Source organism: Sphingomonas oleivorans (genome assembly GCF_003050615.1).
GTDB classification, from domain to species: Bacteria; Pseudomonadota; Alphaproteobacteria; order Sphingomonadales; family Sphingomonadaceae; genus Sphingomonas_H; species Sphingomonas_H oleivorans.
Genome location: NZ_NWBU01000015.1, coordinates 1 through 15,325, shown reverse-complemented (window position 1 = coordinate 15,325; position 15,325 = coordinate 1). Strand labels below are relative to the sequence as shown.

17 protein-coding genes and 1 tRNA gene are annotated in these 15,325 nt (G+C 67.0%); 10 read left to right on the top strand and 8 right to left on the bottom strand.

Going from position 1 to position 15,325, the window contains the following annotated elements:
* Positions 1–92: 92 nt before the first annotated feature.
* Both pyrF and CLG96_RS15030 read right to left on the bottom strand, forming a co-directional pair.
* On the bottom strand, positions 93–767 hold the full coding sequence (gene pyrF / locus CLG96_RS15035) for an orotidine-5'-phosphate decarboxylase (RefSeq protein ID WP_107969064.1): 675 nt from the start codon (positions 765–767) through the stop codon (positions 93–95).
* Positions 767–1,087: a hypothetical protein gene (locus CLG96_RS15030; RefSeq protein ID WP_107969062.1), complete on the bottom strand. Its 321-nt coding sequence runs from the start codon at positions 1,085–1,087 to the stop codon at positions 767–769. Before CLG96_RS15030 ends, pyrF begins: the two co-directional genes overlap by 1 nt.
* 123 nt (positions 1,088–1,210) lie before the next feature.
* Between CLG96_RS15030 and radA the strand changes: the two genes are divergently transcribed.
* The 5 genes from radA (at position 1,211) to CLG96_RS15005 (ending at position 5,855) form a co-directional block, all read left to right on the top strand.
* The gene (gene radA / locus CLG96_RS15025; protein ID WP_107969060.1) at positions 1,211–2,590 is read left to right on the top strand and encodes a DNA repair protein RadA; all 1,380 of its coding nucleotides are present in this window, start codon (positions 1,211–1,213) and stop codon (positions 2,588–2,590) included.
* Between the two features lie 118 nt (positions 2,591–2,708).
* Positions 2,709–3,242 carry a CvpA family protein gene (locus CLG96_RS15020; protein WP_107969058.1) on the top strand — a complete coding sequence of 178 codons (534 nt, stop codon included), beginning with the start codon at positions 2,709–2,711 and terminating at the stop codon, positions 3,240–3,242.
* 77 nt (positions 3,243–3,319) lie between these two features.
* On the top strand, positions 3,320–3,757 hold the full coding sequence (locus CLG96_RS15015) for an iron-sulfur cluster assembly scaffold protein (protein ID WP_107969249.1): 438 nt from the start codon (positions 3,320–3,322) through the stop codon (positions 3,755–3,757).
* The gene (locus tag CLG96_RS15010; protein WP_107969056.1) at positions 3,754–5,511 is read left to right on the top strand and encodes a cation:proton antiporter domain-containing protein; all 1,758 of its coding nucleotides are present in this window, start codon (positions 3,754–3,756) and stop codon (positions 5,509–5,511) included. The genes CLG96_RS15015 and CLG96_RS15010 overlap by 4 nt, the downstream gene beginning before the upstream one ends.
* Positions 5,508–5,855: a DUF423 domain-containing protein gene (locus CLG96_RS15005; protein ID WP_107969053.1), complete on the top strand. Its 348-nt coding sequence runs from the start codon at positions 5,508–5,510 to the stop codon at positions 5,853–5,855. The genes CLG96_RS15010 and CLG96_RS15005 overlap by 4 nt, the downstream gene beginning before the upstream one ends.
* Before the next feature lie 18 nt (positions 5,856–5,873).
* Here the strand turns inward: CLG96_RS15005 and CLG96_RS15000 are convergent, their stop codons facing one another.
* Both CLG96_RS15000 and CLG96_RS14995 read right to left on the bottom strand, forming a co-directional pair.
* The gene (locus CLG96_RS15000; RefSeq protein WP_107969052.1) at positions 5,874–6,551 is read right to left on the bottom strand and encodes an RlmE family RNA methyltransferase; all 678 of its coding nucleotides are present in this window, start codon (positions 6,549–6,551) and stop codon (positions 5,874–5,876) included.
* A 9-nt stretch (positions 6,552–6,560) separates the two neighbouring features.
* Positions 6,561–7,622: a Ppx/GppA phosphatase family protein gene (locus CLG96_RS14995; protein WP_107969050.1), complete on the bottom strand. Its 1,062-nt coding sequence runs from the start codon at positions 7,620–7,622 to the stop codon at positions 6,561–6,563.
* 150 nt (positions 7,623–7,772) lie between these two features.
* On the opposite strand from CLG96_RS14995, the gene CLG96_RS14990 reads away from it, so the two are divergent.
* A tRNA-Gln gene (locus CLG96_RS14990) sits at positions 7,773–7,846 on the top strand.
* Positions 7,847–8,155: 309 nt separating this feature from the next.
* Here CLG96_RS14990 and CLG96_RS14985 read toward each other — a convergent pair.
* From CLG96_RS14985 to CLG96_RS14970, 4 genes are all read right to left on the bottom strand, one after another.
* Positions 8,156–9,823 carry a flotillin family protein gene (locus CLG96_RS14985; RefSeq protein WP_107969048.1) on the bottom strand — a complete coding sequence of 556 codons (1,668 nt, stop codon included), beginning with the start codon at positions 9,821–9,823 and terminating at the stop codon, positions 8,156–8,158.
* A complete protein-coding gene (locus CLG96_RS14980) occupies positions 9,820–10,434 on the bottom strand; it encodes a YqiJ family protein (protein ID WP_107969046.1) in 615 nt (204 codons plus the stop codon). The genes CLG96_RS14985 and CLG96_RS14980 overlap by 4 nt, the downstream gene beginning before the upstream one ends.
* Before the next feature lie 79 nt (positions 10,435–10,513).
* Complete coding sequence (locus CLG96_RS14975) at positions 10,514–11,221, bottom strand: hypothetical protein (RefSeq protein ID WP_107969044.1); 708 nt, start codon at positions 11,219–11,221, stop codon at positions 10,514–10,516.
* Positions 11,221–12,402, bottom strand: coding sequence for a toxic anion resistance protein (locus CLG96_RS14970; RefSeq protein ID WP_107969042.1), 1,182 nt, complete (start codon positions 12,400–12,402; stop codon positions 11,221–11,223). Before CLG96_RS14970 ends, CLG96_RS14975 begins: the two co-directional genes overlap by 1 nt.
* A 30-nt stretch (positions 12,403–12,432) precedes the next feature.
* On the opposite strand from CLG96_RS14970, the gene CLG96_RS18515 reads away from it, so the two are divergent.
* From CLG96_RS18515 to CLG96_RS14955, 4 genes are read left to right on the top strand one after another with little or no spacing between them, the layout of a single operon-like run.
* Positions 12,433–12,663, top strand: coding sequence for a hypothetical protein (locus tag CLG96_RS18515; RefSeq protein WP_133175408.1), 231 nt, complete (start codon positions 12,433–12,435; stop codon positions 12,661–12,663).
* 43 nt (positions 12,664–12,706) lie between these two features.
* Entirely contained in the window at positions 12,707–14,143 is a 1,437-nt protein-coding gene (locus tag CLG96_RS14965) for a cytochrome ubiquinol oxidase subunit I (protein ID WP_107969040.1), read from the top strand.
* Positions 14,140–15,147: a cytochrome d ubiquinol oxidase subunit II gene (gene cydB, locus CLG96_RS14960; RefSeq protein WP_243395814.1), complete on the top strand. Its 1,008-nt coding sequence runs from the start codon at positions 14,140–14,142 to the stop codon at positions 15,145–15,147. The genes CLG96_RS14965 and cydB overlap by 4 nt, the downstream gene beginning before the upstream one ends.
* Positions 15,147–15,248, top strand: coding sequence for a DUF2474 domain-containing protein (locus tag CLG96_RS14955; RefSeq protein ID WP_107969038.1), 102 nt, complete (start codon positions 15,147–15,149; stop codon positions 15,246–15,248). The genes cydB and CLG96_RS14955 overlap by 1 nt, the downstream gene beginning before the upstream one ends.
* Positions 15,249–15,325 lie beyond the last annotated feature (77 nt).

Sequence of the window (15,325 nt, the reverse complement as noted above, 5' to 3'; positions counted from 1 at the left end):
TCACAACATGCGCAGGATCGGGCGCAGCCGGCTGGTCGAGCATCTCTCTCAAATCGTCGCCCCTGCGCGGGCAGGGGCGACGATTCAACTGATCAAAGCGTCGCGGCGATGGCCCGGGCGGCGGCGTCGGGATCTTCGGCCTTGGTGATGGGGCGGCCGATCACCAGGATCGAGGCGCCATTGTCCAGCGCCTGGCGCGGCGTCATCACCCGCTTCTGATCGCCCAGATCGCCGCCCGCCGGGCGCACGCCGGGGACGACGAAGAAACCCTTGGGCCAGAGCTTGCGCGCGGCCGCCACCTCATTGCCCGAGCAGACCACCCCATCCAGCCCCGCATCGCGGGCGAGCGCGGTCAGCCGCTCCACCTGCGCATGCGTGTCCGGCGCGACGCCGATCGAGCCGAGATCGCTCGCATCGAGGCTGGTGAGCACGGTGACGGCGACGACCTTCGTGCCGAGCGGTGCTGCGGCCTTGGCATCCTCCATCATCGCCCGTCCGCCCGCGGCATGGACCGTCAGGATCGCGGGCGCCACGCCATGCAGCGCCTGCACCGCGCTGGCGACGGTATTGGGAATGTCGTGCAGCTTGAGATCGAGGAAGATCGGCAGGCCGATCGCGGCAATCTCGCGCACGCCCGCCTGGCCATGCGCGGCGAAGAATTCGAGGCCGAGCTTCAGCCCGCCGACATGGTTGCGCACGCGCGCGGCCAGCAATTTCGCACGGGCCAGATCGGGCGTGTCGATCGCGACATAGATAGGACTGGACATCAGACGGCCGGGGGTACTGCGATGGGCGTGGCGCCCGGGGGAAGGATGGGTTCCTGGGGCTCTTCGGCCGGCCCGCGTGCTTCGGCCGCGGCGCGCTCGGCCAGCTCCAGCCGCCGGCCGAGCCGCCAGCGCAGCGCACGCTGCCAGGCATAGACGGGGAGCGCGCCCAGCAGGAAGGCAAGCAATAGCAGCGCCGGCAGCTTGGCGTCCGCCTGCATGCCGCCCCACAGGTTGATCGTCACTGTTTTCCAATTGTTCGCGGAAAAGACCACCGTGACGACGGTGATCACGATCCAGAACAGGGTTCGGAGGAAGTTCATCGACGTCCTTTCATCGGCGCCTTCTATGCAGGATATTCGGCGAAGGCCAGAGCAGGAGTTGCGGGCCCGGCGCGCCATGGCTATGTTCTCGCTTCGTTCGTATTTCGGGATGCGGGACCGGCTATGGCCAAGCTTCAGAAACGCTATGTGTGCCAGGCCTGCGGGGGCGTTTCGAACAAATGGCAGGGCCAATGCGCCGATTGCGCCGAATGGAACACGCTGGTGGAAGAGGCGGGCGGCAATGTCACCCCCTTCGCGGCCAAGCATGACCTGCGCTCGGGCGGGCGCGCCGTGGCGCTTTCGGGCCTTGATTCCGACATTCCGCTGCCGGCGCGCGCGGCGACGGGCATAGCGGAGCTCGATCGGGCGCTGGGCGGCGGGCTGGTGGCGGGATCGGCGACGCTGATCGGCGGCGATCCGGGGATCGGCAAATCGACGCTGCTGCTCCAGGCGGCGGCGAAGCTCGCGCTGGCGGGAATGCCGGTCGCCTATATCTCCGGCGAGGAGGCGGCCGATCAGGTGCGGCTGCGCGCGCGGCGGCTGGGGCTGGGGGCGGCGCCGGTCAAGCTCGCCTCGGCGACGTCGGTGCGCGACATCCTCACGACGCTCGAGCGCGAGGCGCCGCCGGCACTGCTCGTGATCGATTCGATCCAGACGATGCATTCGGACTTGATCGAGGGCGCGCCCGGCACCGTCAGCCAGGTGCGCGCCTCCGCGCAGGAGCTGATCCGTTTCGCCAAGGAGCGCGGCACGGCGCTGGTGCTGGTCGGCCATGTCACCAAGGACGGATCGATCGCGGGCCCGCGCGTGCTGGAGCATATGGTCGATACGGTGCTGAGCTTCGAAGGCGAGCGCAGCCATCAATATCGCATCCTGCGCGCGATCAAGAACCGCTTCGGCGGCACGGACGAGATCGGTGTCTTCGCCATGGCCGAGGGCGGGCTGGACGAGGTGACCAATCCGAGCGCGCTGTTCCTGACGACGCGGGGCGAGAATATCAGCGGCGCGACCGTCTTCCCCGCGATGGAAGGGACGCGGCCCGTGCTGGTGGAGATACAGGCGCTGGTCGTGCGCCTCGCCAGCGGGGCGACGCCGCGCCGGGCGGTGGTCGGCTGGGATTCGGGGCGGCTGGCGATGATCCTTGCCGTGCTGGAGGCGCGCTGCGGGCTCAGTTTCTCGACCGCCGAAGTCTATCTCAACATCGCCGGCGGCTATCGCGTGTCGGATCCGGCGGCGGATCTCGCGGTGGCCGCGGCGCTCGTCTCGGCGCTTGCCGAGCGGCCGGTGCCGGCCGATGCGGTGGCGTTCGGCGAGGTGGCGCTGTCGGGCGAGGTGCGTCCCGTCGCGCATGGCGGGCTACGCCTGAAGGAAGCGGCCAAGCTCGGCTTCTCGCGCGCGCTGGCGCCGGTTTCCGCGCAGGATATGGGCGGCGGCATGGCGATATCGGGCTTCGCGACGCTGGGCGGCCTTGTCGATCATCTGCTCGGGCGCGGCATCGATTGATGCGGCTTTTTGGGGGCTCTGCCTTTTCAGCCGCCGACGAAATGCGCGTCTGCTTGTCTCATTTTCCGGGTCGCCGGGTGATTCCACCCGTCTCGAAAATGCTTTAGCGGTCTCGCCCATGACCGCGACCGCACTGACCGCCCTCGACATCATCATTCTCCTCCTCATCCTCGGCTGTGCCGTGATGGGTGTTCTTCGCGGCTTCGTGACGGAGGTGTTGTCGCTTTTCGCCTGGGTCGCCGCGATCGCCGCGCTGAAAGTGCTGCATGGGCCGGCAACGGGCTTTCTCGCCGATATCGTTGGCACGCGCGGAGGGGCGGCGGTGCTCGCCTTCGCACTGATCTTCCTGATCGTGTTCATCCTGGGCAAGATGGTGGCCGGATCGGTCGGTCGGCGGACGCGCCAGTCGGTGCTGGGGCCGGTCGATCGGCTGCTCGGGCTGGGCTTCGGCGCGCTCAAGGGGCTGCTGGCGGGCACATTGCTCTTCCTCGCCGCCAATCTGGGCTATGACACGGTCTTTGGCGGTGGCTCCGAGCGCCCGGAATGGATGACCAAGTCGCGCACCTATCCGCTGCTCAATGCCAGTGGCCGCGCCATCGTCGATTTCGTCGAAATGCGGCGCCGGAGCGGGGCGGCCCATAAGGCAAGCTGATCGGGCATCTTGCCCAACATGACTCCTTTGTTGCGGACGAGGTAGCGGCGATCGTTCTGCCGCTCTACATGTCGGTCATGTCCGCCGCGCTCTACAATTCCGCCATACTCCGCCTCGCCACCAGCATCCCGCATCAGGCGCGGCTGGAAGCCCCGCAGGCGACGGTCGAAAAACGCTCTCCGGTCTGCGGCAGCAGGGTAACGGTGGATGTGCGCATGGGCGCGGACGGGCGGCTCGAAGCGCTGGGCCAGGAAGTGCGCGCCTGCGCGCTGGGCCAGGCTTCCGCCGCGCTGATGGGTAGCCATGCGATAGGCTGCACGCCGGACGAGCTCGCCGCGGCGCGCGACGCGCTGACGGCCTTCCTCGCCGGCGAGCGGGACGATCCGGGCGACTGGCCCGGCCTCGAAATCTTCGGGCCGGCGCGGCCGCACAGCGCGCGCCACGCCTCCATCCGCCTCGCTTTCGAGGCCGTCGCCGAAGCGGCGGCGCAGGCGACGGAGCGTGCCGCGGCATGAGCGAGACGATGCTTCGCGACGGCGTGGTGATGCTGGGCGCGGCCCTGGCATTCGTCCTGCTCTTCCGCCGGCTCGGCCTGGGTGCGACGCTGGGCTATCTGGTGGCGGGTGCCGCCATCGGCCCGCAGGGTTTCGGCTTCGTCGGCGGGGCGGAGACCAAGCTCCACATCGCCGAGCTGGGCATCGTCCTGCTGCTGTTCCTCGTCGGCCTGGAGCTCCATCCGAGCCGGCTCTGGCGGCTGCGGCGCGACATATTCGGCCTGGGGCTGATACAGGTCATCCTGTGCGGCGCGGCGCTGTCCGCGCTGATCTATGTCACCACGGGCTTCAGCTTCGGCGCGGCGATCGCGCTGGGTCTGCCGCTGGCGCTGTCCTCCACCGCGCAGGTGCTGCCGATGCTGCAATCGGCGGGGCGGCTCAACACGCCCTTCGGCGAGCGTGCCTTCTCCGTGCTGCTGTTCCAGGACCTGTCGATCATCCCGCTGATCACGATCGTCGCGGCGCTGTCCCGCGCGCCTGCCGATCCGTCCGCGCCGCCGGGCTGGCTGCTGGCGGTCTATACGGTGGCGGCGGTGGTCGGGCTGGTCCTTGCCGGGCGCTATATATTGAACCCGCTGTTCCGCTTGATCGGTGGCCTCGGCGAACGCGAGCTTTTCGTCGGTGCGGGCCTGTTCGCCGTGCTGGCGAGTGCCGCGGTGATGGAGGCGCTCAACCTGTCGACCGCGCTCGGCGCCTTCGTCGCGGGCGTGATGCTCGCGGATTCGCCCTATCGCCATGAGCTTGAGGCGGACGTCGATCCATTCCGGACGATCCTGCTCGGCCTGTTCTTCCTCGCGGTAGGGATGATGCTCGATCTGCACGCCATCGCTGCCCGTCCGTTCTTCGTCATCAGCCTGGCGCTGGCGGTGGTGGCGACGAAGGCGGTGCTGATCTTCGGGCTGGCGCGTCTGTTCGGCATGGCCGCGCGTCCGGCCATGGCGCTCGGTCTGTTGCTCAGCCAGGGCGGCGAATTCGGCTTCGTGCTGTTCGCCCAGGCGGAGGCGGCGCAACTGATCGCGCCATCGGCGGCGAGCCTGCTCGGCGCGGTGGTGACGCTTTCGATGGCAACCACGCCCTTCCTGATGATGCTCGCGCGGCGCTTCAACCAGCCCAAGCCCGAGATGCGCACCGATCTGGAAGGGCCGGAGCTGGCCGGACCGGCGGAGGCGATCGTCGTCGGCTATGGCCGGTTCGGACAGACCGTCGCGCAGATGCTGATGGCGAACGGCACCCCCGTCACGATCATCGACAGCAAGGCGGAACAGATCGACGTCGCGATGAAGTTCGGCCTCAAAGTCTATTATGGCGACGGCACGCGGCTCGACCTGCTGCGCCGGGCGGGCGCGGCGGAGGCGAAGACGATCGTCTTCGCGATGGATCGAGACCAGCTCAGCCGCGAGGAATTGCAGCTCGCGCTCAAGAGCTTCCGCCAGGCGGCGATATTCGTGCGCACTTATGATCGGCGCGCGCTGATGCGCTACAAGGGACTGGATGTCGGCGCGGCCGTGCGCGAAGTGTTCGAATCCGCGGTCAAGATGGGGCGGCTCGCGCTGGAAGCGGTGGGCGTGGAGCCGGAGGAAGTGGATCGGATCGAGCAGGAATATCGCACGCGCGACAAGGCGCGGCTACGCGTCCAGGCCGAATCCGGCACGATCTTCGCCGAGGAGGCTAAGGAGATGATGTTCCACCCGGATCGGCCGCTGGGCCCGGCATGAGGCGCGGCGCGGGTATGTTCGGCCTGCTGGCGGCGCTGTCCGGCGCACTCGCCGTGCTGGCGGGGGCTGCGGGGGCGCATGGCCATGAGGGCCGCGCCGCCGAATGGTTGAGAACCGGCGCGCAGTATCAGATGGTGCATGCGGTCGCCGCGCTCGTCGCCTTGCAGATGCCGAAGGGGCGGGCGGCGGCGCTGTTCTTTCTGATCGGCGCGGCGATATTTTCGGGCACGCTCTATGCCATGGCGTTGGGCTGGCCGCGCTGGCTGGGCGCGGTCACGCCCATTGGCGGGCTGGGCATGATCCTGGGCTGGCTGATCCTGGCGATGGTGGCGGCGCGGCGCTGATCGGGCGCGGAGCGGCGATCATTCCCGATCCGGCTGCACGCCCTTGAAGCCCTGCGCGATCACATACCATTCGGACGAATCCTTGCGGCTGGCCGGCGGCTTGGCATGTTTCACCGTGGCGAACATGCGCTTGAGCATCGCCACCAGATCATTGTCCGCGCCGCCCGCCAGCACCTTCGCGACATAGGCGCCCCCGGGGCGGAGGACCTCGCCCGCAAAATAGGCGCCGGCCTCCACCAGCGCCATGGTGCGCAGATGATCGGTCTGGGTATGGCCAACCGTATTGGCGGCCATATCGGACAGGACGAGATCCGCCGGGCCGCCGAGCGCGTCCGCAAGCAGGCCGGGGGCGGTTTCGTCCATGAAATCCATCTGCAGGATGGTGACGCCGTCGATCGGGTCGGTCGGCAGCAGATCGATGCCGACGATCGCCGCTTTCGGCGCCTGCCTGCGCACGACCTGCGACCAGCCGCCCGGCGCGATGCCGAGATCGACGACGCGCGACACGCCCTTGAGCAACCCGAATCGCTCGTCGAGCTCGATCAGCTTATAGGCGGCGCGGCTGCGATAGCCCTCTGCCTTGGCGCGGCGGACATAGGGATCGTTGAGCTGCCGCTCCAGCCAGCGCGTCGACGCCGCCGTGCGCCCACGCGCTGTCTTCACCCGCTGGCGTCCGCCTGATCCACCCCTGCTCATCGCCGCCGCCTACCAGCTATGGCCGTCGCGCGCCATCAGCGAACGCAATATGCCTTCCCTTATCCCGCGATCGGCGACGCCCAGCCGCACCGCCGGCCATACGTCGAGGATCGCCTCCAATATCGCGCAGCCCGCCACCACCAGATCGGCGCGCTCGCCGCCGATGCAGGGGAGCGTCGCGCGCTCGGCAACCGACATGCCGGAAAGCCGCGTGCTGATCGCGCGCATCGCATCCGACGGGACGATCAGCCCGTCGACCGCGCGGCGATCATAGCTGGGCAGATCGAGATGGAGGCTGGCGAGCGTCGTCACCGTGCCGCTCGTGCCGAGCAGCCGGCCGGGCTTCACGCCGCGTTCGCCCAGCACCGCGCGGAAGGGTGCGAAGGCGTCGATCACCCGCTGGCGCATGCGGGCATAGGAAGCGAGGCGCTGCTCGCGGTCGCGATCGATATGCGGCTCGCTCTCGCTGAGCGAGACGACGCCCCAGGGTGCGCTGAACCAGTCGATCACGCGGGGCGCGCCGGTGCTGCTCTCGATCAGCACCAGCTCGGTCGATCCTCCGCCTATGTCGAAGATCAGCGCCGGGCCCTCGCCCGCCTCGAGCAGCGCATGGCAGCCGGTGACGGCAAGCCGGGCCTCCTGCTCGGGCGAGATGATCTCCAGCGCGATCCCGGTTTCATGATAGACGCGGCGGATGAATTCGCGGCCATTGGCGGCGCGGCGGCAGGCCTCCGTCGCGACGGAGCGGACCAGCGAGACGCGCCGGCGGCGGAGCTTGTCCGCGCAGATGGAAAGCGCGCTCACCGCCCGGTCCATCGCCGCATCGCTCAGCCGTCCGCTCGCCGACAGGCCTTCGCCCAGCCGCACGATTCGCGAAAAGGCGTCCACCACCACAAATCCCTCGGGCGAGGGGCGGGCGATCAGCAGTCGGCAATTATTGGTGCCCAGATCCAGCGCGGCATAGGTGCGGCACGGAATATTCTTTGGGACGACGGGCGGAGCAGTCTTCCTCGCCGATCCGCCAGGGGAAACACCCGACGGCGGCGCGGCCGATGCGGGACGGTGCGCCATGGATATGAACTCTTCTTCTGCTGCCGGAGGCAAGTGCCGCCGGGACTTGGAGATGAGCCTATCGGCTGGCGCGGGGGGCGGCAAGTGGCGGTCCGTGTCAAAGCGCGTTGACAGCTTCTTCCCGGCCGCCTATCTGGCGCGCCTCGCTGTTGCCCCGTCGTCTAAAGGTAAGACTACGGACTCTGACTCCGTCAATTGAGGTTCGAATCCTCACGGGGCATCCAGCGGCTTCCCGAAAATTTTGTGAGCCTGTCCTGCGTTCGGGAGCCAAGCGTGTCGGGGGCTTTCATTCGCCTGGAATAAATCCGCCGTCACCCCTGAACTTGTTTCTGGGTCTGCCGTGAAACCTGCGCGACGGTGTGGATGAGGCGTGGATGCCGAAACAAGTTCGGCATGACCGAAGGGGATCTGCAAAGGTCCCGCGCAGGCAAGGATCCATGTCTCTCGCCACGAAGGCCGCCGGGAATGGATAGAGACATGGGCCTCGGCCTGCGCCGGGGCGACGGGTCATATCGAATGGCTCGCAAGCCTGTTCAGGCGGGCTTTTCCTGGCCGTCGGCTGCCGCCGCGACGATCGAATCGAGCGTGCCGCCGTTGAAGCCAAGTTCTTTCATCAGCCCGTCGATCACCGGTGCCTGGGCGCGGTAGCGGAGCGCCGCCGCGACCGCGCTGCTGGCGAGATTCTGGTCGCCGGCGGCCGCATCCGCCGATGTCGTGCCGCCATTGCCGGACAGTCCCTCCACCTGGACGATCTTGATGCTGTCGATCGCCTCCAGCGGCCTGGCGGATTCGCGCACCAGCTCGGGCAGCACCTTGAGCAAAGCGAGCTTGGTCTGAAGCGAGATCTGGTCGGAGGAGAGCAGGTTCGCCGCCTCGTTGACCGCGCGCTGGCCGGCCGCTTCCACCTCGAAGCGGATGCGGGCGGCTTCGGCGCGCAGCTTCTCCGCCTCGGCCTCGCCCTCGGCGGCCGCGCGCAGCGCCTCGGCGCGGTCGGCGGCGGCCTGTTTCTCCGCCTCGGCCTGGACGCGAATCGCAATGGCGGAGCGCTCGGCCTCCTTGCTCGCCTCGATCAACTCGATCCGCTTGGCGCGTTCGGCCACTTCCGTCTCGCGCGCGGTCGACACCTGCTCCTCGGCCGAAACCGCGCTGGCGCGGGCCTTGTCGGCTTCGGCCTTGGCCTGGCTTTCCTCGCGGCTCTTATTCTGCACCGCGATCTGCTGCTCCTGCCGGGCGATCTCGATCGCTTGCGCCTGGGCGATGCGCGCCTGCTGGATCGCGCGGTCCGCCTCGATCTGGCTCGCATCGGTCTGCTGCTTGGCGAGGATGCGCGCCTGATCGGCCTCGCGCTGCCGCTCGGCCTGCTGCCGGGCGACCTCGGACACCTGCTCGGCGCGACGCACCTCCACCTCGCGCTCCTGCTCCAGCCGGGCGAACTCATTGTCGCGCGCAATCAGCAGCGACTGGCGCTCGGCCTCGAGATTCTTCGTCTCGATCTGGATGCGCGTATCCTGTTCGATGTCATTGCGCGCCTTCTTGCGCAGCTCGATCTGCTCGGTGAGCTTGGTGAGGCCTTCCGCGTCGAAGGCGTTATTGGCGTTGAAATGCTCGATCGACGTCTGGTCGAGGCCCGTCAGCGACACCGATTCGAGCTCCAGCCCGTTCATCGCCAGATCGGCGGAGGAGACCTGCTGAACCTTCTGGACGAAATCGGAGCGCTGCTCGTGCAGCTGGTTCATCGTCATGCCTGCCGCGACCGAGCGGAGCGCATCGACGAACTTGCCTTCGACCAGTTCCTTCAGATGCTCCGGCTGCATGGTGCGCAGGCCGAGCGTCTGTGCCGCGACCGCGATCGATTCGCGATCGGGCCGCACGCGCACATAGAATTCCGCCTTCACGTCGATGCGCAGCCGATCGAGCGTGATCAGCGCGTCGAAATTCTTGCGTTCGACCGCGAGGCGCACCGTGTTCATGTTCACCGGCATCGTCTCGTGCAGCACGGGGAGGACGAGCGCGCCGCCGTTCATCACCACCTTCTCGCCGCCGAAGCCGGTGCGGACGAAGCCGATCTCCTTCGACGCGCGCTTGTAGAGACGGGCGAGGATCACGCCGAGGATGATGAGCGTGGTGAGCGCGACGCCGGCATAGATGCCGATATTGACCAGGCCGGACGTGGCAGAAGCGGCGGGGACCATGTTGCTCATCTTTCGATCCAGTTGGAGAAGCGGGGATTTTCGTCGATGATCGCGCGGAAGATCGCGTCTTCGCGCCGCACGAGCAGGATCTGCTCGCCCTCGGCGAAGCTCTGGCCGGGCGTGTCGGGTTCGACCATCACATAATGGGGCTGGCCATGGACGTCGCGGACCCGCGCCTTGGCGGGCGAGCCGCGCGAGGCGCGCCCGACTATGATCGTCGCGCTGCGGCCGACGAGGCTGTCGAGGCTCACCGCGCTGGTTTCATCATGCGGCAGGATGCGGGCGAGGAGGCGGGCGGCGAGCCCGGTGACGGGCAGCGCGGCCACACCTGCGGCGGGCACTGCGATAAGGGCCGGGAGGAGGGCGCCGCTAAGGCTGAGCGCCGCCTGCTGCCCGGCAAGGCCGATCAGTCCGAAGCTCGCGAGGAAGGCGACGAGCAGCATCAGCAAGGGCAGCCGGCCGATGCCGAGCCAGCCGAGCAGGCCGCCGGCATCGCCGTCCAGGTCGAGATCCATCGCGCCCGTGCCCAGCCCGATCGCTTCGACAAGGCCGATCAGCAGCATCAGGACGAGCGCGGTCGAGAAGACGATGTTGTCAGCCGCCCCCAGAAACGTCAGCACATGATCCCCCTTGGACGGGGACAGTATCGGCCGGAGGGCGGAGGTCAACCGGAAGCGCTATTTCTCTCCGGCATGGACATTATTCGCTCTCGTCGCCCTTATATTTGAGCTCCAGATAGCGGCCCTGCGTCGCGAGCTTGTGGAGGTCGCCGCTGGCGAGTTGCTCGCTCATGCGGCCGAGCTCGGATTCGACCACAGTGAGCCCTTCGATGAGATGCCGATCGGGGACCATGCCGTTGCGCGACTCCCGGCGCAGCGCTTCCGGCACGCGGCGATAGCCGTCGATCAGCTCGGGCAGCTCCTCGCCGATCAGCTTGCGGATTTCGATCGCGGCGGGCTCGCGCGGGTCGAGCGTCTGGAGCTGGGGTGCGAGCGCTTCCAGACGGAGGCCGATGCCGTCCACCAGCCGCGCGGCGGGCGCGGGAAGCGCAGGGCGCTGACGCTCGAGCCATTCCTCGGTGCGCTGGGGGAGGAGGGCAAGGTCGCTCTTCGCCAGCGTTTCGGGCGTCGGCGAGGGCGTGCCCGGCCAGGCGAGGATTGTCGCGGCGGTGAGCGCCATGGCGATGAAGGCGAGCATCAGCCCCTCCACGCCGAGCGGCGCTACCAACAGGCCGAACGTGCCGGCCGCGAGCATGATCGCCAGCACCGAATAGAAGATCAGCTTGAGCCGCCGCAGCAATGCACGCCAGCGCCGCTGCCGCGCGCGATGGGCGAGGCGGCGCGCCTCGGGCGAGAGGCGCCGGAGCATCGCTTCGGCTTCGTGGATGACGCGGCTCGAATCGACCATCAGCTTTCCAGTTTGAAGGGCTCGGCCTGGCTCTGGGCGGCGCCTTCCGCCCGGGCGATATAGCCGCGCGACTTCTCCACTTCGTCGGTGAGCGTGGTCACCGTCTGCTTCATCGAGGACAGGGCCTCGATCTTGAACTTGTCGATCGAATCCATCGTATCATAGATGTTCTGGAAGGCGCGCTTCAGCGTTTCCAGCGGGATGGTCGAGGAGGCTGCCTGCTTGTGGATCTCGCCGGTCTGCTCGCGCAGCATCGTGCCGGTCGATTCGATCATATTGGCGGTAGTGGTGTTGAGCGCGGTGATCTGCTGCAGCACCAGCTTCTGATTGGTCAGCGCCTGCGCGACCGTGACGGCGGTGCGCAATGCCGCGACGGTGGTGGTGGAGGCGCGATCGACGCCCTTCACCAGCTCGACATTATTTTTCTTGACCAGATCGAGCGCGAGATAGCCCTGCACCGTCACCGCCATCTGCGTCAGAAGATCGGTCGAGCGCTGGCGGACGTAGAAGAGCGCCGTCTCGCGAATGGCCTTGCTCTTGTTGGAATCGGTTGCCTCCAGCTCCATCGCCTTGTCTTCGAGGCGCGCGTCGAGCGACTTGGAGATGTGGATCATCTGTTCCAGCCGGCCCATCGCGGCCCACAGATTCTGCCGCTCCACATCGATCGCGGCATTATCCTTGAGCAGTTCGTCCTTGCCCGAGGCGAGGCGGGCGAGGATCGACGAGATATGCGACTGGGCGGATTTGTAACCGTCGAAATAGTCGCGCAGCCGGTTGCCGAAGGGGATGATGCCGAACAGCTTCTTGGGCGCGAGCAGATTGCCGCGCCTGCCCGGATCGAGATCCTCGATCGTGCGGCGCAGCTCGGCGAGATCGGTGCCGACGCCGGTATCGGCATCCATCGCCTTGACCGGCCGATCCAGGAAACGATTGGACTGGCCCGCCGCCTCGGCAATCTCGCGCCGGCCCATATTGGTGATCTGATCGACCTTCCTGCCGAATTCGGGGCTGTTTGCATCGAAGCCGACCAGCTCGTCCACGAACTGCTCGACCTTCTCGTCCAGCTTCGATTTCTGCCCGCTTTCGAGCGGCACCAGCCCGGCGGCCTTTTCGGGCGCGACGACCTTCACCGGATCGGGAGCGTTGAGCACGAGATCGGTCTCGGTCGCGATAGTCGCCATCTAGTTCCTCCAGCCCAGAATGGGCGCAAGATGGAGCCTAAAAGGCCCGGGTTCAAGCGAGCCGGCGAGGGCAAGCGCGGATCGGCGATTGCAACAACTGCAATTGCGGAAAATGCTTTTGCATTTGCAGGAATCGCTGCTGCGATGCACAAAGATCGGGCCTTTCAGGCATCCTCTCCTAAGACTTTTCAGGGCTGGTCCTCACGGATCGGCCCTTTTTTCTTTGTGATGATGCGCAAAGCGGTCATTTCTGTTCCGTAAACTCATGCTGCATTTTGCGTGTCAAAGGCGTAAAGGCTAGGCCATGAGCGAAGCAGACACCGCACTGATCCTTGCGCGGGCGCAGTTCGCGTTCACGGTCAGCTTTCATTTCATCTTCCCGTCCTTCTCGATCGGGCTCGCCAGCTTTCTGGCGGTGCTGGAAGGATTATGGCTGAAGACGGGCAAGGCGCTCTATCTCGATCTCTTCCGATATTGGCTGAAGATCTTCGCCATGGCCTTCGCGATGGGGGTCGTTTCGGGCATCGTCATGTCCTACCAGTTCGGTACCAACTGGGCGGTCTTTTCCGATCGGGCGGGGCCCGTGATCGGGCCGCTAATGGCCTATGAGGTGCTCACCGCCTTCTTCCTCGAGGCGGGCTTCCTGGGCGTCATGCTGTTCGGCATGAACAAGGTGGGCAAGGGGCTGCATTTCGCAGCGACGCTGATGGTCGCGGTCGGCACCTTCATCTCCGCCTTCTGGATCTTGAGCGTGAATAGCTGGATGCAGACGCCGGCGGGCTGGGCGATCAACGCGGCCGGCCAGTTCGTGCCCGCGCGCGGCTGGATGGAGATCGTCTTCAACGCCAGCTTCCCCTATCGGCTCGTCCATACCGTCATCGCCGCCTATCTGACGACGGCGCTGGTCGTCGGCGGGGTGGGGGCGTGGCACCTGCTGCGGCGGCACGACACGCCGCAGGTGCGCAAGATGTTCTCGATGGCGATGTGGATGGCGGCGCTGGTGGCGCCCGTCCAGATCTTCGTCGGCGACATGCACGGGCTCAACACGCTGGAGCATCAGCCGGCCAAGATTATGGCGATGGAAGGCCATTTTCAGAGCCACGCCGATGGCGCGCCCCTGATCCTGTTCGGCCTGCCCGATGACGAGGCGCAAACCGTCCATGGCGCGGTTGAGATTCCAAAGCTTTCCTCGCTGATCCTGAAGCATGATCTCAATGCGCCGCTGGCCGGGCTCGACACGATCCCGAAGGAGAATCGGCCGCCGGTCGAGATCGTCTTCTGGTCGTTCCGTATCATGGTGGCGCTCGGCTTCCTGATGCTGGCGCTGGGGCTGTTCAGCCTTGTCGCGCGGGTACGCGGGCGGCTTTACGACTGGCCTTGGCTGCATCGCGCGGCGCTCATCATGTCGCCGGCGGGATTCCTGGCGGTGATCTCCGGCTGGGTGACGACCGAGGTAGGGCGGCAGCCCTGGGTGATCTATGGCCTGCTGCGCACCGCGGACGCGCGCTCGCCGATCGAGGCCGCCGGCGTGGCGGGATCGCTCGCCGCCTTCGTGATCGTCTATTTCGCCGTTTTCGGCGTGGGCACATGGTATATTCTGAAACTGATGTCGAAGCCGCCGCACCCGCATGAATCGGGGCTGGAGGACGCACCGATCCGCTCGGCGGGCGTCACGCCCGCGCCGGCGATCGCGCTCGGCGAGCATGAGCATGAGGCCGGCGGGACGGAGGACGGCCGATGATCGTCAATATGGACCTCACCACCATCTGGGCCTTCATCATCGCCTTCGCGGTGGCCGCCTATGTGGTGCTCGACGGATTCGATCTCGGGATCGGCATCCTCTTTCCCGGCTTCCGCGTCGGCGAGGAGCGGGATAGCGCGATGAATTCGATCGCGCCCGTATGGGACGGCAACGAAACCTGGCTGGTGCTGGGCGGCGGCGGGCTGATGGCGGCCTTTCCGCTGGCCTATGCGATCGTGCTGCCCGCGCTTTACGCGCCGCTGATCGCGATGCTGCTCGGCCTCGTCTTCCGGGGTGTCGCCTTCGAGTTTCGCTGGCGCGATCCGGCGCATCGGCGCGGCTGGGATGCCGCCTTCTGCGTGGGATCGGTGGTCGCCACCTTCGCGCAGGGCGTGACGCTCGGTGCGCTGCTGCAGGGCATCAGCATCGAAGGGCGTGCCTATGCCGGCGGTTCCTGGGATTGGCTGACCCCGTTCAGCCTGCTTACCGGCATCAGCCTGATCATCGGCTATGCGCTGCTGGGAAGTTGCTGGCTCCTCTGGAAAACCGAGGGGCCGGTCCATGACGATGCGCGCCGCTTCGCCTGGCCGCTCGCGATCGCGCTGATCGTCGCGATCGCCGCAGTCAGCGCCTATACGCCCTTCCTCGAGACCAAATATTATCAGCGCTGGTTCGCCTGGCCGGGCGTGCTGGCGACGGCGCAGGTGCCGCTGCTGGTGACGATCACCACCATTGCGCTGTTCTGGAGCCTGGCGAAAGGCAAGGAGCGGGCGCCCTTCTTCCTGACGCTGACGCTGTTCGGCCTGTCGATGGTGGGGCTCGCCGTCTCGATCTGGCCCGACGCCATCCCCGGCCGCGTTTCGATCTGGGAGGCGGCGGCGCCGGAAAAGAGCCAGGTCTTCATGCTGGTGGGCGCGGCCGTGCTGGTGCCGCTGATCCTGACCTATACCGGCTGGGCTTATTGGGTCTTCCGCGGCAAGGTCGGCGCGCACGGCTATCATTGATGCGGCTGAAGCAAATCGCCTGGTTCATCGGCCTGTGGGCCGGAGGCGTCGCGGTGGTGGGGATCGTTGCCTATGCGGTCCGCTGGGCGCTCAAACCCTAGGGCCGATCGACATTCAGGATTCCCAAGCGGGCTAATCACTGATTCATAGGGCTCCGTGTTCATGCGGAGCAGGTGAT